At 63.3% G+C, this 20,481-nt stretch carries 20 protein-coding genes; 19 read left to right on the forward strand and 1 reads right to left on the reverse strand.

What is annotated here, in order from left to right:
- The coding region (locus FJ417_RS20435; RefSeq protein WP_140784708.1) for a crosslink repair DNA glycosylase YcaQ family protein at nucleotides 1–925 on the reverse strand (925 nt) is incomplete at its 3' end.
- 332 nt (nucleotides 926–1,257) lie between these two features.
- On the opposite strand from FJ417_RS20435, the gene FJ417_RS20440 reads away from it, so the two are divergent.
- The 19 genes from FJ417_RS20440 to FJ417_RS20530 all read left to right on the forward strand — a co-directional run bounded on the left by FJ417_RS20440 (nucleotide 1,258) and on the right by FJ417_RS20530 (nucleotide 20,424).
- Entirely contained in the window at nucleotides 1,258–1,623 is a 366-nt protein-coding gene (locus tag FJ417_RS20440; RefSeq protein ID WP_140644309.1) for an NADH-quinone oxidoreductase subunit A, read from the forward strand.
- Nucleotides 1,614–2,195: an NADH-quinone oxidoreductase subunit B gene (locus FJ417_RS20445; protein ID WP_015317338.1), complete on the forward strand. Its 582-nt coding sequence runs from the start codon at nucleotides 1,614–1,616 to the stop codon at nucleotides 2,193–2,195. The genes FJ417_RS20440 and FJ417_RS20445 overlap by 10 nt, the downstream gene beginning before the upstream one ends.
- Before the next feature lie 4 nt (nucleotides 2,196–2,199).
- A complete protein-coding gene (locus FJ417_RS20450; RefSeq protein WP_140644311.1) occupies nucleotides 2,200–2,802 on the forward strand; it encodes an NADH-quinone oxidoreductase subunit C in 603 nt (200 codons plus the stop codon).
- Between the two features lie 34 nt (nucleotides 2,803–2,836).
- Complete coding sequence (locus tag FJ417_RS20455) at nucleotides 2,837–3,214, forward strand: four helix bundle protein (RefSeq protein WP_140653640.1); 378 nt, start codon at nucleotides 2,837–2,839, stop codon at nucleotides 3,212–3,214.
- 66 nt (nucleotides 3,215–3,280) lie between these two features.
- The gene (locus tag FJ417_RS20460; protein ID WP_140644315.1) at nucleotides 3,281–4,471 is read left to right on the forward strand and encodes an NADH-quinone oxidoreductase subunit D; all 1,191 of its coding nucleotides are present in this window, start codon (nucleotides 3,281–3,283) and stop codon (nucleotides 4,469–4,471) included.
- Complete coding sequence (locus FJ417_RS20465) at nucleotides 4,472–5,815, forward strand: NADH-quinone oxidoreductase subunit E (protein ID WP_140784709.1); 1,344 nt, start codon at nucleotides 4,472–4,474, stop codon at nucleotides 5,813–5,815.
- A gap of 10 nt (nucleotides 5,816–5,825) precedes the next feature.
- Nucleotides 5,826–7,130, forward strand: a complete 1,305-nt coding sequence (gene nuoF / locus FJ417_RS20470) for an NADH-quinone oxidoreductase subunit NuoF (protein WP_140784710.1) — start codon at nucleotides 5,826–5,828, stop codon at nucleotides 7,128–7,130.
- Between the two features lie 75 nt (nucleotides 7,131–7,205).
- Nucleotides 7,206–7,886: an NADH-ubiquinone dehydrogenase gene (locus FJ417_RS20475; protein ID WP_140784711.1), complete on the forward strand. Its 681-nt coding sequence runs from the start codon at nucleotides 7,206–7,208 to the stop codon at nucleotides 7,884–7,886.
- 73 nt (nucleotides 7,887–7,959) lie between these two features.
- Entirely contained in the window at nucleotides 7,960–10,041 is a 2,082-nt protein-coding gene (gene nuoG, locus FJ417_RS20480; protein ID WP_140784712.1) for an NADH-quinone oxidoreductase subunit NuoG, read from the forward strand.
- 2 nt (nucleotides 10,042–10,043) lie between these two features.
- Entirely contained in the window at nucleotides 10,044–11,087 is a 1,044-nt protein-coding gene (gene nuoH / locus FJ417_RS20485; protein WP_140784713.1) for an NADH-quinone oxidoreductase subunit NuoH, read from the forward strand.
- Nucleotides 11,087–11,344 (forward strand): hypothetical protein, encoded by a 258-nt coding sequence (locus FJ417_RS20490; protein ID WP_140653627.1) that lies wholly within the window; start codon nucleotides 11,087–11,089, stop codon nucleotides 11,342–11,344. The genes nuoH and FJ417_RS20490 overlap by 1 nt, the downstream gene beginning before the upstream one ends.
- The gene (gene nuoI, locus FJ417_RS20495) at nucleotides 11,341–11,832 is read left to right on the forward strand and encodes an NADH-quinone oxidoreductase subunit NuoI (RefSeq protein WP_042643165.1); all 492 of its coding nucleotides are present in this window, start codon (nucleotides 11,341–11,343) and stop codon (nucleotides 11,830–11,832) included. Before FJ417_RS20490 ends, nuoI begins: the two co-directional genes overlap by 4 nt.
- 127 nt (nucleotides 11,833–11,959) lie before the next feature.
- Nucleotides 11,960–12,580 carry an NADH-quinone oxidoreductase subunit J gene (locus FJ417_RS20500; protein WP_140683782.1) on the forward strand — a complete coding sequence of 207 codons (621 nt, stop codon included), beginning with the start codon at nucleotides 11,960–11,962 and terminating at the stop codon, nucleotides 12,578–12,580.
- Nucleotide 12,581: 1 nt separating this feature from the next.
- On the forward strand, nucleotides 12,582–12,890 hold the full coding sequence (nuoK, locus tag FJ417_RS20505) for an NADH-quinone oxidoreductase subunit NuoK (protein ID WP_027168992.1): 309 nt from the start codon (nucleotides 12,582–12,584) through the stop codon (nucleotides 12,888–12,890).
- Between the two features lie 11 nt (nucleotides 12,891–12,901).
- Complete coding sequence (nuoL, locus tag FJ417_RS20510; RefSeq protein WP_140784714.1) at nucleotides 12,902–14,875, forward strand: NADH-quinone oxidoreductase subunit L; 1,974 nt, start codon at nucleotides 12,902–12,904, stop codon at nucleotides 14,873–14,875.
- Nucleotides 14,875–16,380, forward strand: coding sequence for an NADH-quinone oxidoreductase subunit M (locus FJ417_RS20515; protein ID WP_140784715.1), 1,506 nt, complete (start codon nucleotides 14,875–14,877; stop codon nucleotides 16,378–16,380). Before nuoL ends, FJ417_RS20515 begins: the two co-directional genes overlap by 1 nt.
- A gap of 14 nt (nucleotides 16,381–16,394) precedes the next feature.
- Complete coding sequence (gene nuoN, locus FJ417_RS20520; RefSeq protein WP_140784716.1) at nucleotides 16,395–17,831, forward strand: NADH-quinone oxidoreductase subunit NuoN; 1,437 nt, start codon at nucleotides 16,395–16,397, stop codon at nucleotides 17,829–17,831.
- Between the two features lie 4 nt (nucleotides 17,832–17,835).
- Complete coding sequence (locus FJ417_RS20525) at nucleotides 17,836–18,657, forward strand: biotin--[acetyl-CoA-carboxylase] ligase (RefSeq protein WP_140784717.1); 822 nt, start codon at nucleotides 17,836–17,838, stop codon at nucleotides 18,655–18,657.
- Between the two features lie 96 nt (nucleotides 18,658–18,753).
- Entirely contained in the window at nucleotides 18,754–20,424 is a 1,671-nt protein-coding gene (locus FJ417_RS20530) for a ribonuclease J (protein ID WP_140784718.1), read from the forward strand.
- Nucleotides 20,425–20,481 lie beyond the last annotated feature (57 nt).

Below are 20,481 nucleotides of genomic sequence, written 5' to 3' on the forward strand. Positions count from 1 at the left end.
TCTCGATGCGGTAGCGGAAGCCGAAGAGTTTTTCCGTCCGGGTGCGCTCGAAGACGACGGGATCGAAGGGGGCGAGCAGGGCGCGGGCCTCTATCCGGCGTGGAAAGCGGGCGTCCTTGTGGAGATAGGCGGTCTTGTCCCAGCTCTCGACCTTCACAGGCAGCAGTTCGCCCGCTTCGACCAGTTCCTCGATGCGGTCTTTCGTATCGCCCGGCGCGAGACGAAAATAGTCGCGAAGGTCGCCATAGGTGGCGATGCCATGGGCGCGGGCCGAGATGCGCAGCAATTCGCGATGCGCGTCCTCGACCGAGGGTACCGGCAGGTCGAGTACGGCCTGCGGCAAAACGCGCTCGGGCAGGTCGTAATAGCGTTCGAAGCCGCGCCGGTAGGCGGTGGTGATACGTCCGGCCCAGAACAGCCATTCGAAAGCGTGCTTGGCCTCGCTCCAGCCCCACCAGCCGCCGTTGCCCTTGTGGCCTTCGATGTCGGACGCGGCGATCGGGCCGCGTTCGGCGACCTGCGCATAGATCTCGTCGATCATCGCCTTGCGCTCCCGGCCCCATTTCGCCAGGCCGAGATACATCTCGTCGCCCTGCTCGGCGCGCAGCATGCGCCAGCGCATCAAAGGGTAGGTTTCGACAGGCAGGAACGACGCCTCATGCGCCCAATACTCAAAGACCGCGCGCTTGCGGGTGACCGCGGCGTTGTCGAGCAGCGCAAGCGGGTAGGGGCCGAGGCGAGAATAGAGCGGCATATAATGAGCGCGCACCACAGCGCTGACGGAATCGATCTGCAACAGGCCGGTTCGTGAAAGCACGCGCGCAAGGTGGCGGCGATCCGGAACGCCGCCGGGCCTAGGGTCGTTGAACCCCTGTGCTCCGAGCGCAATGCGCCTCGCCATGGCCAGCGAAATCTTGTCCTTCATCGAGGCGCCTTGCCCTGATCATTTGCCGGATTTTTAGCCGGTGATTCCGGCCATGCTAGCAGGCAAATGGCGGGAGATATGTCAGGAGAGAAAAGTGGAGTAAAAAGCGAAGGAAATCAAACAGGAGCGGATCGGACCAGTTTCTTCCGATAAGGCGTCCAGGGCCGCGAATTGAACAAGGTTTGACTTGCGTCACCGAAACCGCTGCGCTAACCCTCGCCGCGTTGCAGCATGGGCCTCTTAAAACGGTTCAGCGGTTAAACTGTCACGCTTCCGCATTAGAGTTCGTTGCTGTAATCAAAGTGAACTGCCCGCCTAAGGAAAGCCGCCGCATGAGCGCACTCCTGAGTTCATATCTGCCGATCGTCCTGTTCATCGCCGTGGCGCTGGTCGTCGGCCTTGCGCTGCTCATAGCGCCGTTCCTGGTGGCCTACCGCAATCCCGACCCGGAGAAGCTTTCCGCCTATGAATGCGGCTTCAACTCGTTTGACGACGCCCGTATGAAATTCGACATCCGCTTCTACCTGGTGTCGATTCTGTTCATCATCTTCGATCTCGAGGTCGCCTTCCTGTTCCCGTGGGCGGTCTCCTTCTCCAAGGTCGGCATGCTCGGCTTCTGGTCGATGATGGTGTTCCTGGCGGTGCTGACCATCGGCTTTGCCTATGAATGGAAAAAAGGAGCGCTGGAATGGGATTGAACGACAGTTCAGGCACCCTCGTCGCGCCGAAGCCCAAGGGCATCATCGACCCCAACACCGGCAGGCCGGTGGGGGAGGACGATCCCTTCTTCCTCGAAATCAACAATGAACTGGCCGACAAGGGTTTCCTTGTCACCTCGACCGAAGCGCTGATCACCTGGGCGCGCAGCGGCTCGCTGATGTTCATGACCTTCGGCCTCGCCTGCTGCGCGGTCGAGATGATACACACCTCGATGCCGCGCTATGACTCGGAGCGCTTCGGCGTCGCGCCGCGCGCGTCGCCGCGCCAGTCCGACATCATGATCGTCGCCGGCACGCTAACCAACAAGATGGCCCCGGCGCTGCGCAAGGTCTACGACCAGATGCCGGAGCCGCGCTACGTCATCTCGATGGGCTCCTGCGCCAATGGCGGCGGCTATTATCACTATTCCTATTCGGTGGTGCGCGGCTGCGACCGGGTCGTGCCGGTCGACATCTATGTGCCCGGCTGCCCGCCGAGCGCGGAAGCGCTGCTCTACGGCATTCTCCTTCTGCAGAAGAAGATCCGCCGCACCGGCACGATCGAACGGTGAGCCGATGACCCAGGCGTTGAACGAACTCTCCACCTATCTCGGCGAGAAGCTCTCCGGCCGCATCGGCGAAGCCGTGCTTGCCTATGGCGAACTGACCGTTTCGGTTGAACCGGGCAATCTGATCGAGGTCGCGACCTTCCTGCGCGACGATCCACGCTGCCAGTTCATCTCGATCATCGACGTCTGCGGAGCGGACTACCCGTCGCGCGCCAGGCGCTTCGACGTCGTCTATCACCTATTGTCGCCGAAGCAGAATGTGCGCATTCGGCTCAAGGTCCAGGCGGACGAGGAGACGCTGGTGCCGTCGCTGACCGGCGTCTATCCCGGTGCCGACTGGTTCGAGCGCGAGACCTACGACCTTTACGGCGTGCTGTTTTCGGGCCATCCGGACCTGCGCCGCATTCTCACCGACTATGGTTTCGAGGGCCATCCGCTGCGCAAGGATTTCCCGCTGACCGGCTTCGTCGAGGTTCGTTACGACGACGAGGCCAAGCGCGTCATCTACGAGCCGGTCGAGCTCAAGCAGGAATTCCGCAATTTTGATTTTCTTTCTCCTTGGGAAGGGACGGACTACGTCCTGCCCGGGGATGAGAAGGCGAAACAGTGAGTGGGGAAGTAGTGAGTAGTCAGTAGGGAAGGAATTGGGAAAAAAGATCGAATCTTATCGCGACTTGGTGGTGTGGCAATCGGCGATGGTCCTTGCCGAGGATTGTTACCGCGTCACCAAAGGTTTTCCGAGAGACGAGATCTATGGAATGACCTCCCAGATGCGCCGCTCGGCGGTATCTATCGCCGCGAATATCGCTGAAGGGTACGGTCGTGAGAATAGAGGTTCTTTCGTTCAATTTCTGCGCATGGCACAGGGTTCGTTGAAGGAACTGGAAACGCACATATTGCTGGCGTGCCGGATCGGTATGCTGGCAAGAGATAACGAGACTGAACTGCTACTGCGGTGCGAAGAGATTGGAAAAATGACGCGATCTCTGATCAGAACCGTGCAGGCCAAGCAGGCGGAATGAAGCAGGCATTGAGATTGATGGTCACTACTCACTACTCACTACTGACTCTTCGCCAGAGGCGCCACAATGGCTGAAACCTCCGTCCGCAATTTCAACATCAATTTCGGTCCGCAGCACCCTGCGGCGCATGGCGTTTTGCGGCTGGTGCTGGAACTGGACGGCGAGGTGGTCGACCGCGTCGATCCGCATATCGGGCTGCTTCACCGCGGCACCGAAAAGCTGATCGAGGCCAAGACCTATCTGCAGGCCGTGCCTTATCTGGACCGGCTCGACTATTGCGCGCCGATGAACCAGGAGCATGCCTTCGCTTTGGCCGCCGAGCGGCTGCTCGGCATCGAGGTGCCGAAGCGCGGTCAGTTGATCCGCGTGCTCTATTCCGAGATGGGCCGTATCATGTCGCACATCCTCAATGTGACGACGCAGGCGATGGACGTCGGCGCGCTGACCCCGCCGCTGTGGGGCTTTGTCGAGCGCGAAAAGCTGATGGTGTTCTACGAGCGCGCCTCCGGCTCGCGCATGCATGCGGCCTATTTCCGGCCGGGCGGCGTGCACCAGGACCTGCCGCAGAAGCTGGTTGAGGATATCGGCAAGTGGATCGATCCGTTCCTGAAGTCGATCGACGATCTCGATGCGCTTTTGACCGGCAACCGCATCTTCAAGCAGCGCAATGTCGATATCGGCATCGTGTCGCTGGCCGACGCCTGGGCCTGGGGCTTTTCGGGCGTGATGGTGCGCGGCTCAGGCGCCGCCTGGGACCTGCGCAAGTCGCAGCCCTATGAATGCTATTCCGAGATGGATTTCGACATCCCGATCGGCAAGAACGGCGATTGCTACGACCGTTACCTGGTGCGCATGGAAGAGATGCGCCAGTCGGCCAGGATCATGCGCCAGTGCGTCGATCTCCTGCTCGGCAAGGAAAGCGCCGGCCCGGTGTCTAACCTCGACGGCAAGGTGGTGCCGCCCAAGCGCCAGGCGATGAAGCGATCGATGGAAGCGCTCATCCATCACTTCAAGCTCTACACCGAGGGCTATCGCGTGCCGGCCGGCGAGGTGTATGCGGCCGTCGAGGCGCCGAAGGGCGAGTTCGGCGTCTACATGGTTTCCGACGGCACCAACAAGCCCTATCGCTGCAAGCTGCGCGCGCCCGGTTTCGCGCATCTGCAGGCCATGGACTTCCTGTGCCGCGGCCACATGCTGGCCGACGTCACCGCCGTGCTTGGCTCCCTCGACATCGTGTTTGGTGAGGTCGATCGCTAAATGTCAGTCCGCCGTCTCGCAGATGCCAGTGTCCAGCCAGCCTCCTTTGCCTTCAACAAGGCGAACGCGGCGGCGGCGCAGCAGTGGATCGCCAAATACCCGAAGGGGCGCGAACAGTCGGCTATCATCCCGTTGCTGATGATCGCGCAGGAGCAGGAAGGCTGGGTCACCAAGGCGGCGATCGAGACGATCTCCGACATGCTCGGCATGCCGCGCATCCGCGGCCTCGAAGTCGCGACCTTCTACACGCAGTACCAGCTCAATCCGGTCGGCACCCGCGCCCATATCCAGGTCTGCGGCACCACGCCCTGCATGCTGCGCGGCTCGGAAGCGCTGATGGATGTGTGCCGGTCAAAAATCCATCACGACCAGTTCCACACCAACGACAAGGGCACGCTGTCGTGGGAGGAGGTCGAATGCCTCGGCGCCTGCGTCAACGCGCCGATGGTCATGATCTTCAAGGACACGTTCGAGGACCTGACGCCCGAGCGGCTGGCCGAAATCATCGATCTCTACGATGCCGGCAAGGGCGCCGAGGTCAAGCCTGGCCCGCAGAACGGCCGCCACGGCTCCGAGCCGGCCGGTGGCTTGAAGACGCTGACCAGCGAAAAGGCAATCCTGAAATCGACGCGTGACAAGGAAGCCAGGGCGGCGGCGAAAGCCGCCAAGGATGCCGCCGCGGCAGCGCCGGCTGCCGCTCCTGCCGCCGTCGTCTCGCAGGCGGCACCTGCCGCAGCCCCGGCATCGGCTGCGCCAGCAGCTTCGGCGCCGGCCGCCTCAGGCCCGGTTGCGCCGTCAAAATCCAGCAAGCCGAAGACCCATGCGGCTGAAACCAGCCCGGCGCTCAACACGCCATCGCCGGTCAAGGTCGCCCCGGCCACCGAGAACGGCGCCAGCGTCAGGGCGCCGCGCCATTCGGCCGCCAACGCCAACCAGGCCGATCCGGAAGTCGAAGCGGTTTCCAAGCCACGCAGCGGGCCGAAAACAAAGGCCGAACCGGCCTCCGCTTTCAAGGCGCCGGAAACCAAGCAACCTGTCGCCAAAACGGCGAAACCTTCGCTCGACGACAAGAACCGGCCCGCCGGCATCGAGCGCCCGGCAACGGTCGACGATCTCAAGCTGATCTCCGGCGTCGGCCCGAAGATCGAAGGCACCCTGCATTCGTTGGGCATCTACACCTTCGTGCAGGTCGCCTCCTGGAAGAAGGCCGAGCGCGAATGGGTCGACGGCTATCTCAGCTTCCACGGCCGCATCGATCGCGACGACTGGGTGAAACAGGCCAAGGCGCTCGCCAAGGGCGGCGTCGCCGAATACATCCGCGTCTTCGGCAAGAAGCCGGTCTGAGGGACGAAAAATGCTTCAGGACAAAGACCGCATCTTCACCAACATCTACGGCCTCTTCGACACGTCGCTGGCTGGCGCGCAGTCGCGCGGCATCTGGGACGATACGCCCGGCCTCATCGCCAAGGGGCGCGACTGGATCGTCAACGAGATGAAGGCGTCCGGCCTGCGCGGCCGTGGCGGCGCCGGCTTCCCGACCGGATTGAAATGGTCGTTCATGCCGAAGCAGAGCGACGGCCGGCCAAGCTATCTCGTCATCAACGCCGATGAATCCGAGCCCGGCACCTGCAAGGACCGCGATATCCTGCGCAACGATCCGCACACGCTGGTCGAGGGCGCGCTGGTCGCCGGCTTCGCCATGGGCGCGATCGCCGCCTACATCTATGTGCGCGGCGAGTTCATCCGCGAGCGCGAGGCGCTGCAGCGCGCCATCGACGAGGCTTACGCGGCCAAGCTGATCGGCAAGAACAACACGTCCGGCTACGACTTCGAAGTCTACATGCATCACGGCGCCGGCGCCTATATCTGCGGCGAGGAGACCGCGCTGCTCGAAAGCCTGGAAGGCAAGAAGGGCCAGCCGAGGCTGAAGCCGCCATTCCCGGCCAATGTCGGCCTCTATGGCTGCCCGACCACCGTCAACAACGTCGAGTCGATCGCGGTGGCGCCGACCATCCTGCGCCGCGGCGCCGCCTGGTTCTCGTCCTTCGGCCGCCCGAACAATGCCGGCACCAAGCTGTTCTGCGTGTCGGGCCATGTCAACAATCCGTGCACTTTCGAAGAGACGATGTCGATCCCGTTCCGCGAGTTGATCGAGGAACATTGCGGTGGCATCCGCGGCGGCTGGGACAATCTGCTCGCGGTCATCCCGGGCGGCGCTTCGGTGCCGCTGGTGCCGGCCGAGCAGATCATGGACGCGCCGATGGATTTCGATGCGCTGCGCGACCTCAAATCCGGCCTCGGCACGGCGGCTGTCATCGTCATGGACAAGTCGACGGATATCGTGAAGGCGATCGCCAGGCTTTCCTACTTCTACAAGCATGAGAGCTGCGGCCAGTGCACGCCGTGCCGCGAAGGCACCGGCTGGATGTGGCGGGTGATGGAGCGTCTGGTGCGCGGCGAGGCTCAGAAGCGCGAGATTGACATGCTGCTCGACGTCACCAAGCAGGTCGAGGGTCACACGATCTGCGCGCTGGGCGACGCGGCCGCCTGGCCGATCCAGGGCCTGATGCGGCATTTCCGCGGCGAGGTGGAACGCCGCATCGACGAGTTTTCGCGCAACGCGCACCGGGCCGAACCGGTGATGGTCGCGGCGGAATAAGACTTCGAAATACGGGCTTGGCCCGAAGACTGAAAAACTGGGGCGGGCACACGAAGAAACGACCAGGAGATTTCTATGGCGCCGTATTCGATACCCTACCCGTTCATGCCTGATTTGGACCAACTCGAGAAGATGAACCAGGACCTGACCAAGATGATGCCGAAGGAGATGGCCAGTGCCGTCAACCTTCTGGCGCATCCGGTCGCGGGTGCCGCGGCGATGTCGGCTCTCAGCATCGGTCTCGCCAACCATGCCGTCGGCATGTGGATGGGCGCCTTCACCGGCGCGCTGGAAGCTTCGCAGCGCATGTTCCAGCCGTTCCTCGACGATCTCGAGGCGCAGAGCGAAGCGGCCGCCAACGCGTCCAAGGCGCGCAAGGCGACCGAGACGCTGATCGCCAAGGCGCAGACCTTCGCCAAGGATGTGACCGACATCGCGGCGAACGCGACCGAGAAGGCGCTCGACGCGACCGGGGCCGATATTGTCGCCCAACCGGCCGCGGCCGGGCTGATGCCCGAGGATTTCAGGCAGCCGAAGGCCGTCGACAAGCCGGCGAAGCCTTCGGACCTGAAGGCGATTTCGGGCATCGGACCGAAGCTGGAGAAGGTGCTCAACGGTCTCGGCATCTGGACCTATGGCCAGATCGCCGCCTGGACGTCGGAAGAGATCGCCTGGGTGGAAGATTATCTGTCGCTCGCCGGCCGCATCGGCCGCGACGACTGGACTGCGCAAGCGGCGGCGCTCGCGGCCAAGTGAATTGAAATACCCGGCGCGGCTCAAGCCGCGCCCGGAAAGATAGATTGCGGACATCCGCAGGGATTTGAGGCGAATGGCAAAGCTAAAGGTCGACGGGAAAGAGATCACGGTACCCGACCATTACACGCTGCTGCAGGCGGCCGAGGACGCCGGCGCGGAAGTGCCGCGCTTCTGCTTCCACGAGCGGCTGTCGATCGCCGGCAATTGCCGCATGTGCCTGATCGAGGTGAAGGGCGGTCCGCCCAAGCCGCAGGCGTCCTGCGCCATGGGCGTGCGCGACCTGCGTCCCGGCCCGAATGGCGAGCCGCCGGAAATCTTCACCAACACGCCGATGGTCAAGAAGGCCCGCGAAGGCGTGATGGAATTCCTGCTGATCAACCATCCGCTCGATTGCCCGATCTGCGACCAGGGCGGCGAGTGCGACCTGCAGGACCAGGCGATGGCGTTCGGCGTCGATTCCTCGCGCTACCACGAGAACAAGCGGGCGGTCGAAGACAAGTATATCGGCCCGCTGGTCAAGACGGTGATGAACCGCTGCATCCATTGCACGCGCTGCGTCCGCTTCACCACCGAGGTCGCAGGCATTTCCGAGCTCGGGCTGATCGGCCGCGGCGAGGATGCCGAGATCACCACCTATCTCGAACAGGCGATGACCTCCGAGCTGCAGGGCAATGTCATCGACCTTTGCCCGGTCGGCGCGCTGACCTCAAAGCCGTTCGCGTTCCAGGCGCGGCCGTGGGAACTGACCAAGACGGAATCGATCGACGTCATGGATGCAGTCGGCTCGGCGATCCGCGTCGACTCCAGAGGTCGCGAGGTGATGCGCATCCTGCCGCGCGTCAACGAGGCGGTGAACGAGGAGTGGATTTCCGACAAGACCCGCTTCATCTGGGACGGCCTGCGCACGCAGCGCCTCGACCGCCCCTATGTGCGCAAGAACGGCAAGCTGGCGCCGGCAAGCTGGGCGGAAGCCTTCGCCGCCATCAAGGACGAGGTGGGCAAGGCGACGCCCGAGCGGATCGGCGCGATCGCCGGCGACCTCGCGGCGGTCGAGGAAATCTACGCGCTCAAGCTTTTGATGGCGGCGCTCGGCTCGAAGAACATCGACTGCCGCCAGGATGGCGCCGCGCTCGATCCGTCGCTCGGCCGCGCCAGCTACATCTTCAACCCGACCATAGAAGGCATCGAGCAGGCCGACGCGGTGCTGATCATCGGCGCCAATCCGCGCTTCGAGGCCTCGGTGCTCAACGCCCGCATCCGCAAGCGCTGGCGCGTCGGCAATCTGCCGGTCGGCGTGATCGGCGAGATCGGCGACACCCGCTACGACTACGACCTCATCGGCGCCGGCCCCGAATCCCTGAAGGGCCTGGCCGACGGCAACGGCAAATTCTTCGAGGTGCTGAGCAAGGCCACGCATCCGCTGATCATCGTCGGCCAGGGCGCGCTGGCGCGCACGGACGGCGCGGCGGTGCTCGGCCAGGCGGCAAAGCTCGCGGCCGCCGTCAACGCGGTCACCGCCGACTGGAACGGTTTTGCGGTGCTGCACAACGCCGCGGCAAGAGTCGGCGGCCTCGATGTCGGCTTCGTGCCGGGCGAGGGCGGCAAGGATGTCGCCGGCATGCTGGGCGATACCGATGTGCTGTTCCTGCTCGGCGCCGACGAGATCGACATGGCCAGGACCGGCGGCGCCTTCGTCGTCTATATCGGCACGCATGGCGATGCCGGCGCGCATCGCGCCAATGTCATCCTGCCGGCCGCCGCCTATACCGAGAAGTCCGGCACCTATGTCAACACGGAAGGCCGCGTGCAGCAGACCAACCGCGCCGGCTTCGCCCCTGGCGAGGCGCGCGAGGACTGGGCGATCCTGCGGGCGCTCTCCGACGTGCTCGGCAAGAAGCTGCCCTTCGATTCGCTGGCGCAATTGCGCGCCAAGCTCTATGGCGAGTTCCCGCATCTCGCCCGCATCGATCAGGTGCAGGCCGGCAGTGCCAATGACGTCGCCAAGGCGGCGAAGCTCGGCGGCCGGCTGAACAAGGGAACCTTCACCTCGCCGGTGAAGGACTTTTATCTGACCAACCCGATCGCGCGGGCGTCGGCCGTGATGGCCGAATGCTCGGCGCTGGCCAAGAGCGGCTTCAAGCAGGCGGCGGAATAAGCATGGACACCTTCCTCTCAATCTATGTGCTGCCGGCGCTGCTGATCCTTCTGAAGTCGGTCGTGCTGATCGTCGTGCTTCTGATCGGCGTCGCCTACCTGCTCTATGCCGACCGCAAGATCTGGGCGGCGGTGCAATTGCGTCGTGGGCCGAACGTCGTCGGTCCGTGGGGAACGCTGCAGGCCTTTGCCGATCTTCTGAAATTCGTCTTCAAGGAGCCGGTGATCCCGTCGGGCGCCAACAAGGGCGTGTTCCTCCTGGCGCCGCTGGTGTCGGCGGTGCTGGCGATCTCGGCCTGGGCGGTCATTCCGGTCAACGAGGGATGGGCGATCGCCAACATCAATGTCGGCATCCTCTATGTCTTCGCCATCTCCTCGCTCGAGGTCTACGGCGTGATCATGGGCGGCTGGGCCTCGAACTCCAAATACCCGTTCCTCGGCGCGCTGCGCTCGGCCGCGCAGATGGTGTCCTACGAAGTCTCGATCGGCTTCGTCATCGTCACCGTGCTGCTCTGTGTCGGCTCGCTCAACCTCTCCGACATCGTCATGTCGCAGCAGGACGGTCTCGGCACGCGGCTCGGCCTGCCCAACACCTTCCTCGACTGGCATTGGCTGTCGCTGCTGCCGATGTTCGTGGTGTTCTTCATCTCGGCGCTGGCCGAGACCAACCGCCCGCCTTTCGATCTGGTGGAGGCGGAATCGGAACTCGTCGCCGGCCATATGGTTGAATATTCGTCGACGCCGTTCCTGCTCTTCTTCCTCGGCGAGTATGTCGCCGTCGTCCTGATGTGCGCGCTGGCGACCATCCTGTTCCTCGGCGGCTGGCTGCCACCGTTCAACTTCGCGCCCTTCACCCTGGTGCCGCACGTGATCTGGTTCGTGCTGAAGATCTGCCTGATGTTCTTCATGTTCTCGATGGTGAAGGCTTTCGTGCCGCGCTACCGCTACGACCAGCTGATGCGGCTGGGCTGGAAAGTATTCCTGCCGATCTCGCTGTTCATGGTCGTGGCCACCGCGGCCTTCCTCAAGATCACAGGGTTTGCGTGATGGGCGATATCTCCGCAGGTTTTGTGGGAGCTGTTGCTGGCTTACTTGTTGCCTTTCTCGGCAATGTTGTTGTGCTGCCTTACGTGTTGCGACAGCAGGGACAGAGGATCTCCGCAAATTATCAAGTTCCCGTATTTGGTTGGGACATGCGGAAAGTGGCGTCGCTCACGCGAGTTGCGTATCGCTTTATGATGCCGATCCTGTTCGGGTTTGTTGGCGCTGTCGCCGCAATTCAATTATTTGGGGGTGCTGAATGAGTGCTCTGGCCCAGGCCGCAAAGTCGCTGCTGCTGAAGGATTTCGTCAGCGCCTTCTTCCTTTCGATGCGCCAGTTCTTCGCGCCGAAGGAAACGATCAACTATCCGCATGAGAAGGGGCCGACCAGCCCGCGCTTCCGTGGCGAGCATGCGCTGCGCCGTTATCCGAACGGCGAGGAACGCTGCATCGCCTGCAAGCTCTGCGAAGCGATCTGCCCGGCGCAGGCCATCACCATCGAAGCCGGGCCGCGCCGCAATGACGGCACGCGCCGCACCGTGCGCTACGACATCGACATGGTGAAATGCATCTATTGCGGCTTCTGCCAGGAAGCCTGCCCGGTCGATGCCATCGTCGAAGGGCCGAATTTCGAATTCGCGACCGAGACGCGCGAGGAGCTTTACTACAACAAGGAAAAGCTGCTCGCGAACGGCGATCGCTGGGAGCGGGAGCTAGCGCGCAACATCGCGCTCGACTCGCCTTATCGCTGACATTTGACGCATGGACGGGGCGAGGGGCCTCGTCTAAGGAACACGCGGCTTCGGTACCGGATGCGGAACCAAGCCAGAGACAACGGAGAGGGCGAATGCCCGATCCGACAGGAACCCGGGGGAACCCATGCTGAGTGGACTAGAGGCGGCCTTTTTCTACCTCTTCGCCTTTATCGCCGTGGCGTCGGCCTTCATGGTCATTTCGTCGCGCAACCCCGTGCATTCCGTGCTGTTCCTGATCCTCACCTTTTTCAACGCCGCCGGCCTGTTCATGCTGACCGGCGCCGAGTTCCTGGCGATGATCCTGCTCGTCGTCTATGTCGGCGCGGTGATGGTGCTGTTCCTGTTCGTCGTCATGATGCTCGACGTCGACTTCGCCGAGATGAAGCAGGGCGCGCTGCAATACGCGCCGATCGGCGCGCTGGTCGGGCTGATCCTGGCGGCGGAGCTGATCGTCGTGCTCGGCGGCTACACATTCGCGCCGCAGCTTGCCTCGACGGTCGCCAAGGCAACGCCGGATCTCGCCACGCGCTCCAACACTGCGGCGCTCGGCGATATCCTCTATACGGACTACCTCTATTATTTCCAGATTTCCGGCCTGGTGCTGCTGGTCGCCATGATCGGTGCCATCGTCTTGACGCTGCGCCACAAGGAAGGCGTCAAGCGGCAGTCGATCGCTGCGCAGGTCGGCCGCACGCCGGCGACGGGCATGGAAATCCGCAAGGTCAAATCGGGCGAGGGCATCTGAGATGGTCGTCGGCATTGCACATTATCTGACCGTATCGGCGATCCTGTTCACGCTCGGCGTGTTCGGCATCTTCCTGAACCGCCGCAACATCATCGTCATCCTGATGTCGATCGAGCTCATCCTGCTTGCGGTCAACATCAACTTCGTCGCTTTCTCGGCGGCGCTGCACGACCTCGTCGGACAGGTCTTTGCCCTGTTCGTGCTGACGGTCGCGGCGGCCGAGGCCGCGATCGGTCTTGCCATTCTTGTCGTCTTCTTCCGCAACCGCGGCTCGATCGCGGTCGAAGACGTGAGCGCGATGAAGGGTTGACGGGAACCACCATGTATCAGGCTATCGTCTTCCTTCCGCTGCTTGGCTTCCTGATTGTCGGCCTGTTCGGCAATTCGCTCGGCGCCAAGGCTTCCGAATACATCACCTCCGGCTTCCTGGTGATCGCGGCTGTGCTGTCGTGGATCGCCTTCTTCAGCGTCGGCTTCGGCCATGGCGAGGTGTTCACCGTGCCGGTGCTGCGCTGGATCCAGTCGGGCGGCATCGACGCTTCCTGGGCGCTCAGGATCGATACGCTGACGGTGGTGATGCTGGTCGTCGTCAACACGGTGTCGGCGCTGGTTCACATCTATTCGATCGGCTACATGCACCACGATCCGAACCGTCCGCGCTTCTTTGCCTATCTGTCGCTGTTCACCTTCGCCATGCTGATGCTGGTGACGGCCGACAACCTCATCCAGATGTTCTTCGGCTGGGAGGGCGTCGGTCTCGCCTCCTATCTCTTGATCGGCTTCTGGTACAAGAAGCCGTCGGCCAATGCGGCGGCGATCAAGGCTTTCGTCGTCAACCGCGTCGGCGACTTCGGCTTCGCGCTCGGCATCTTCGGCGTCTTCGTGCTGTTCGGCTCGGTCAATCTCGGCACCATCTTCGCCAACGCGGCCTCCTTCCTGCCGGCCGAAGGCGCGCCGGCGGGCGCTGCCGTGCTCACTTTCCTCGGCCACGCGCTCGACAAGCAGACGGCGCTGACCGTGGTCTGCCTGTTGCTCTTCATGGGCGCCATGGGCAAGTCGGCGCAGGTGCCGCTGCACACCTGGCTGCCGGACGCCATGGAAGGCCCGACGCCGGTCTCCGCGCTCATCCACGCGGCGACCATGGTGACCGCCGGCGTGTTCATGCTGGCAAGGCTCTCGCCGCTGTTCGAGCTGTCGCATACGGCGCTGACCGTCGTCACCTTCATCGGTGCCTTCACCGCCTTCTTCGCGGCGACGGTCGGCCTGGTCCAGAACGACATCAAGCGCGTCATAGCCTATTCGACCTGCTCGCAGCTCGGCTATATGTTCGTGGCGCTCGGCGTCGGCGCTTATGGCGCGGCGATCTTCCACCTGTTCACGCACGCGTTCTTCAAGGCGCTGCTGTTCCTCGGCTCCGGCTCGGTCATCCACGCTGTCTCCGATGAGCAGGACATGCGCAAGATGGGCGGCCTTCGCAATCTGATCCCGAAGACTTACTGGATGATGGTCATCGGCACGCTGGCGCTGACCGGCGTCGGCATTCCGGCGACGGTGATCGGCACCGCCGGCTTCTTCTCCAAGGACGCCATCATCGAAACCTCCTTCGCCAGCCACAATGCGGTCGCCGGCTTCGCCTTTATCCTGCTGGTGGTCGCCGCCTGCTTCACCAGCTTCTACTCCTGGCGCTTGATCTTCATGACCTTCCACGGCGAGCCGCGCGCCAGCCACGAGGTCATGCACCATGTCCATGAATCGCCGCCTGTGATGCTGGTGCCGCTCTATGTGCTGGCCGCCGGCGCGCTGTTCGCGGGTATCATCTTCCACGGCGCTTTCATCGGCGAAGGCTATGGCGAGTTCTGGAAGGCGTCGTTGTTCACGCTGCCGGACAACCACATCCTGCACGAGATCCACGAATTGCCGTTGTGGGTGGAATTGGCGCCGTTCGTCGCCATGGTGATCGGCCTGCTGGTCGCCTGGCAGTTCTATATCCGCAAGCCGGAGGCGCCGAAGGAACTGGCGGCTAACCATCGCGGCCTTTACGCCTTCCTGCTCAACAAGTGGTATTTCGACGAGCTCTACGACTTCCTGTTCGTGCAGCCGGCCAAGCGCCTCGGCCGCTTCCTGTGGAAGACCGGTGACGGCACGATCATCGACGGTCTCGGCCCGGACGGCATCTCGGCGCGCGTCGTCGACGTCACAAACCGGGTCGTCAAGCTGCAGACCGGCTACCTCTATCACTACGCCTTCGCCATGCTGATCGGCGTGGCCGCTCTCGTCACCTGGATGATGCTCTGATGACCGACTGGCCAATCCTCTCGCTGGTCACCTTCCTGCCGCTGGTTGGTGTTCTGCTCATCCTGTTCATCGACGATGACAATGAGAACGCGCGCCGCAACATCCGCGCCATCGCCTTCATCACGACGGCGTTCACCTTCGTCATCTCGCTGTTCATCTGGACGGGCTTCGACAATTCGCAGGCCGGCTTCCAGTTCGTCGAGAAGCACGCCTGGCTGGATTCGGGCATCTCCTACCACATGGGCGTCGACGGCATTTCGATGCTGTTCGTCATCCTGACCACCTTCCTGATGCCGTTCTGCATCCTGGCCTCCTGGGAAGCGATCGAGAAGCGGGTCAAGGCCTATATGATCGCCTTCCTGATCCTCGAGACGCTGATGATCGGCGTGTTCTGCGCGCTCGACATCGTCTTGTTCTACGTCTTCTTCGAGGCCGGCCTGATCCCGATGTTCATCATCATCGGCGTCTGGGGCGGCAAGCGCCGTGTCTATGCCTCGTTCAAGTTCTTCCTCTATACGCTCGCCGGCTCGGTGCTGATGCTGCTCGCCATCATGGCGATGTTCTTCCAGTCGGGCACCACCGATATCCCGACGCTTTTGACGCATAATTTCCCGGCCGGCATGCAGACCTGGCTGTGGCTCGCCTTCTTCGCCTCCTTCGCGGTGAAGATGCCGATGTGGCCGGTGCACACCTGGCTGCCCGACGCCCACGTCGAGGCGCCGACCGCCGGTTCGGTCATCCTGGCCGGCATCCTCCTGAAGATGGGAGGATACGGCTTCCTGCGCTTCTCGCTGCCGATGTTCCCGGAGGCATCGGCGATGTTCGCGCCGCTGGTGTTCACGCTCTCGGTCGTTGCCATCATCTACACCTCGCTGGTGGCGCTGATGCAGGAGGACATGAAGAAGCTGATCGCCTATTCGTCGGTAGCCCACATGGGCTTCGTCACCATGGGCATCTTCGCGATGAACCAGGAAGGCGTGCAGGGCGCGATCTTCCAGATGCTCAGCCACGGCCTCGTCTCAGGCGCGCTGTTCCTGTGCGTCGGCGTCATCTACGACCGCATGCATACGCGCGAGATCGACGCCTATGGCGGCCTCGTCAACAACATGCCGAAATACGCGACCGTGTTCATGATCTTCACCATGGCCAATGTCGGCCTGCCGGGCACCAGCGGCTTCATCGGCGAATTCCTGACCATGCTCGGCGTGTTCAAGGTCAACACCTGGGTGGCGTTCTTCGCCGCCACCGGCGTCATCCTGTCGGCGGCCTATGCGCTGTGGCTCTATCGCCGGGTGATCTTCGGCGCGCTGACCAAGGACAGCCTGAAGAACCTGCTCGATCTGTCGCCGCGCGAGAAGGCGATCGTCTATCCGCTGGTGGTGCTGGTGATCTTCTTCGGCGTCTACCCGGCGCCGGTGTTCGACGCGACGGCCGCTTCGGTCAAGACGCTCGTCACCAACGTCACCGCATCCATCAATTCCGCGCAGACTGCGGCGGCGAACTGACTGGGGAATAGACCATGACGCCGGACCTTCTCTCCAGCCTTTCGCTCTCGACGCCGGAACTGATCCTGGCCGTCGGCGCGCTGGTGCTCCTGATGATCGGAGCCTATTCGCGCTCCAACAACACCATGACCGTGACCGGGCTGGCCGTCATCGTGCTGGCGGTGGCCGGCCTGTGGCTCGCCTTCTCCGGCGGACGGGGCGCCGCCTATGGCGGCGCCTTCGTGCAGGATTCCTTCAGCGCCTTCATGAAGATGCTGGCGCTGATCGGCTCGGCGGTGACGCTGGTCATGTCGATGCGCTTCGCGCGCCAGGAGCATTTCGACAAGTTCGAATTCCCGGTTCTTATCCTGCTCTGCACGCTCGGCATGATGCTGATGATCTCGGCCAACGGCATGATTGGGCTCTATCTCGGGCTCGAGCTGCAGTCGCTGGCGATCTATGTGCTCGCGGCGATCAACCGCGACAATCTGCGTTCGACCGAGGCGGGCCTGAAGTATTTCGTGCTCGGTGCGCTGTCGTCGGGCATGCTGCTCTACGGCATCAGCCTCGTCTACGGCTACACCGGCAACACCGGCTTCCAGGAGATCGCGACGGCGCTCTCCAGCGGCGAGCGCCAGCTTGGCCTCGTCTTCGGCCTGGTGTTCGTGCTCGCCGGCCTTGCCTTCAAGATCTCGGCCGTGCCGTTCCATATGTGGACGCCTGACGTCTACGAAGGCGCGCCGACGCCGATCACCGCCTTCCTGGCCGCCGCGCCGAAAATGGCGGCGATGGCGCTGATCGTGCGCGTCACCATGGGCGCCTTCAAGCCGATCGCTTCGGACTGGCAGCAGATCGTCGTCTTCATCTCGATCGCCTCGATGGCGCTCGGCGCCTTCGCGGCCATCGGCCAGACCAACATCAAGCGCCTGATGGCCTATTCCTCGATCGGCCATATGGGCTATGCGCTGGTCGGCCTTGCCGCCAACAGCCAGGCCGGCGTGCGCGGCGTCGCCATCTACATGCTGATCTATTTGGTGATGACGCTCGGCACCTTCGCCTTCATCCTCGCCATGCGGCGCAAGGAGGGCAATGTCGAGCAGATCAGCGATCTCGCCGGCCTGTCCTCGACCAACCCGATCATGGCCACCATCCTCACCATCCTGATGTTCTCGCTGGCCGGCATTCCGCCGCTCGCGGGTTTCTGGGGGAAGTGGTACGTGTTCCTGGCCGCCATCAACGCGCATCTCTACGCGCTGGCGATCATCGGCGTGCTGGCCTCGGTGGTGGGCGCCTACTACTATCTGCGCATCATCAAGATCATGTGGTTCGACGAGCCGGTCGGCGGCTTTGTGCCGATGGCCAGCGAGCTGCGCCTGGTGCTCGGCGTCAGCGGCGCCTTCGTGCTGTTCTATGTGCTGATCGGCGGGCCGATCGGCAATTATGCCGAAGCCGCCGCCAAGACCTTCTTCTGACGGTATGGCATTTCGACTGGCTCCAACCGCGGCGTCGGAGGGGTTCCGGCTCGAGGCGCATGACAGCGTCGGCTCGACCAACGCGCTGGCGCTGGAACACGCGCGCGCCGGCGATCCCGGCAAGCTCTGGGTCGTTTCGAAGAAGCAGGAAAGCGGCCGCGGACGCCGTGGCCGTGTCTGGGCCACGCCCGAAGGCAATCTTGCGGCGACGCTGCTCCTGGTTCCGGGCGGCGAGCTGCGGCTTGCTGCGACGCTCGGCTTCGTCGCGGGGCTGGCGCTGGCCGACGCGCTCGACGCCGTCGTGCCGAAAGGCCGGATCGCCGTCGCCGTCGACGGCGCGAGCCAGGGCCGCAACCGCTTCGAGCTGAAATGGCCGAACGACGTGCTGGCCTCGGGTGCCAAGCTTGCCGGCATATTGCTGGAATCGACGATGCTGGAAGGCGGCCGCTTCGCGGTTGCGGTCGGCATCGGCGTCAATGTCGTGGCCTACCCGGAAGATTTGCCTTATCCGGCGACATCGCTGCAGGCATTGGGTGCGCAGTGCGACGCCGAAACCCTGTTCCTGGCGCTTTCGGATGCCTGGAGCGAGAATGCCCGGCTGTGGAATGACGGGCGCGGGCTCGATGCCATCAGAAAGCGCTGGCTTGGCCGCGCAGCGGGCCTCGGCGGCGAGGTTGCTGTCAGAATTGACGGCAATGTGGTGCGCGGGGTCTTCGAGACCATTGACGAGGACTGCCGTTTCGTGATCCGCGACGATGAGGGATCGGTTTTGACGATCGCGGCCGGCGACGTGCATTTCGGCGCCGTCGCCTCGGCCCGGGTATAATTTTGTTTTTGCGCAATTCCGGACGGAAAACCGTGACACGCTTTTCCCGGAATTGCGCCAACGGCTTGGCCAAGGCGGCCAGGAAGGAAAGAATTCATGGCGAATAGAGAAAACGCCGAGCTCGTCTTCGCGCCGCTCGGCGGCGTTGGCGAGATCGGCATGAACTTCGCCCTTTACGGCTATGGGCCTGCCGACGCGCGCGAATGGATCATCGTCGATGTCGGCGTCACCTTTCCGGACTCGGCACATCCCGGCGTCGATCTCATCCTGCCCGATACGCGCTTCATCGAGGAGAATCTCGACGGCCTGCGCGGCATCGTCATCACGCATGCGCATGAGGACCATTACGGCGCGCTGCTCGATATCTGGCCGAAGCTTAAAGTCCCGGTCTGGATGACGCCGTTCACGGCCGGCCTGCTCGAGGCCAAGCGGCAGGGCGAGCAGAATGCCCCGAAGATTCCGGCGTCGATCTACCGGGCCGGCGAGACATTCACCATCGGGCCGTTCGAGATCGAGGCCATTCCGGTGGCGCATTCGATCCCCGAACCGATGTCGCTGGCGATCACCACGCCCGCCGGCACCGTCATCCACACCGGCGACTGGAAGATAGACCCGGCGCCGACGATCGGCCCGAAGACCGACGAGGCGCGTTTCCGCGCCTATGGCGACAGGGGCGTGCTGGCGCTGATCTGCGATTCCACCAACGCGTTGAGGGAAGGGGAGTCGCCCTCGGAAGTCGCGGTCGGCGAAGGCCTCAAGGGCGTCATCGAGAAAGCCAAGGGGCGCGTTGCCGTCACCACTTTCTCCTCCAATGTCGGGCGCATCGTCTCGATCGCCAGGGCGGCACGCGATGCCGGCCGGCAGTGCCTGGTGCTTGGCCGCTCGCTGAAGCGCGTCATCGATGTGGCAGGCGAGCTCGGCTACATGGATGGCCTGCCGGAGTTCATCGCCGAGGAAGACTACGGCTATATCCCGCGCGAGAACCTGGTGATCATCTGCACGGGCAGCCAGGGCGAGCCGCTGGCCGCGCTTGCCAAGCTTTCACGCGACGAGATGAAGTCGGTGGCGCTGACGGCCGGCGATACCGTTGTGTTTTCCTCGCGCACCATTCCCGGCAACGAGAAGGCGATCCTCGAAATCAAGAACCGGCTGATCGATCTCGGCATGAAGATCATCGAGGACGGCGATGCGCTGGTGCATGTCTCCGGCCATCCGCGCCGCAGCGAGTTGCGCAAGATGTATGAATGGGTCCGGCCGCAGATCGGCGTTCCCGTGCATGGCGAGGCGGCGCATCTGGTGGCGCAGGGCTCGCTGATGTCGATGTCGGGCATCGGCCAGGTGGCGCAAGTGCGCGACGGCGACATGCTCAGACTCTGGCCCGGCCCGGCGACGATCATCGACCAGGTGCCGTTCGGGCGGCTCTACAAGGATGGCTCGCTGATCGGCACCGACCAGGCGATGGGCATACGCGACCGCCGTAAGCTTTCCTTCGCCGGCCATGTCGCCGTCAATGTCGTGCTCGACGACAAATATGAGCTTGCCGGCGACCCCGACCTGGTGGCGATCGGGGTCGCCGAGGCCGATGCCAGCGGCGAGACGCTGGAGGACCTGATGCTCGATGCGGCAATCGGCGCGGTGGACTCCATTCCACGCCAGCGCCGAAAAGACCTCGACCTAGTGCAGGAAGCGGTGCGCCGTGCCGTGCGCGGCGCCGCCAACGAAGCCTGGGGCAAGAAGCCGCTGGTGACTGTGTTTGTGACGAGATGAAGGAGTAGGCAGTAGGCAATAGGAAAGCGATTGCTTTTTAGCTCGCCAAATTTGCTT

It is taken from the genome of Mesorhizobium sp. B3-1-7, from assembly GCF_006439385.1.
Lineage (GTDB): Bacteria > Pseudomonadota > Alphaproteobacteria > Rhizobiales > Rhizobiaceae > Mesorhizobium.

What these genes read in the sequence shown, in the direction of transcription:
- nuoG (WP_140784712.1), top strand. Translation starts at nt 7,960, where the DNA reads ATGGCAAAGCTAAAGGTCGACGGGAAAGAGATCACGGTACCCGACCAT.
- FJ417_RS20475 (WP_140784711.1), top strand. Translation starts at nt 7,206, where the DNA reads ATGGCGCCGTATTCGATACCCTACCCGTTCATGCCTGATTTGGACCAA.
- nuoL (WP_140784714.1), top strand. Translation starts at nt 12,902, where the DNA reads ATGTATCAGGCTATCGTCTTCCTTCCGCTGCTTGGCTTCCTGATTGTC.
- FJ417_RS20465 (WP_140784709.1), top strand. Translation starts at nt 4,472, where the DNA reads ATGTCAGTCCGCCGTCTCGCAGATGCCAGTGTCCAGCCAGCCTCCTTT.
- nuoH (WP_140784713.1), top strand. Translation starts at nt 10,044, where the DNA reads ATGGACACCTTCCTCTCAATCTATGTGCTGCCGGCGCTGCTGATCCTT.
- FJ417_RS20460 (WP_140644315.1), top strand. Translation starts at nt 3,281, where the DNA reads ATGGCTGAAACCTCCGTCCGCAATTTCAACATCAATTTCGGTCCGCAG.
- nuoN (WP_140784716.1), top strand. Translation starts at nt 16,395, where the DNA reads ATGACGCCGGACCTTCTCTCCAGCCTTTCGCTCTCGACGCCGGAACTG.
- FJ417_RS20490 (WP_140653627.1), top strand. Translation starts at nt 11,087, where the DNA reads ATGGGCGATATCTCCGCAGGTTTTGTGGGAGCTGTTGCTGGCTTACTT.
- nuoK (WP_027168992.1), top strand. Translation starts at nt 12,582, where the DNA reads ATGGTCGTCGGCATTGCACATTATCTGACCGTATCGGCGATCCTGTTC.
- FJ417_RS20525 (WP_140784717.1), top strand. Translation starts at nt 17,836, where the DNA reads ATGGCATTTCGACTGGCTCCAACCGCGGCGTCGGAGGGGTTCCGGCTC.
- FJ417_RS20515 (WP_140784715.1), top strand. Translation starts at nt 14,875, where the DNA reads ATGACCGACTGGCCAATCCTCTCGCTGGTCACCTTCCTGCCGCTGGTT.
- FJ417_RS20500 (WP_140683782.1), top strand. Translation starts at nt 11,960, where the DNA reads ATGCTGAGTGGACTAGAGGCGGCCTTTTTCTACCTCTTCGCCTTTATC.
- nuoI (WP_042643165.1), top strand. Translation starts at nt 11,341, where the DNA reads ATGAGTGCTCTGGCCCAGGCCGCAAAGTCGCTGCTGCTGAAGGATTTC.
- FJ417_RS20530 (WP_140784718.1), top strand. Translation starts at nt 18,754, where the DNA reads ATGGCGAATAGAGAAAACGCCGAGCTCGTCTTCGCGCCGCTCGGCGGC.
- FJ417_RS20440 (WP_140644309.1), top strand. Translation starts at nt 1,258, where the DNA reads ATGAGCGCACTCCTGAGTTCATATCTGCCGATCGTCCTGTTCATCGCC.
- FJ417_RS20450 (WP_140644311.1), top strand. Translation starts at nt 2,200, where the DNA reads ATGACCCAGGCGTTGAACGAACTCTCCACCTATCTCGGCGAGAAGCTC.
- nuoF (WP_140784710.1), top strand. Translation starts at nt 5,826, where the DNA reads ATGCTTCAGGACAAAGACCGCATCTTCACCAACATCTACGGCCTCTTC.
- FJ417_RS20445 (WP_015317338.1), top strand. Translation starts at nt 1,614, where the DNA reads ATGGGATTGAACGACAGTTCAGGCACCCTCGTCGCGCCGAAGCCCAAG.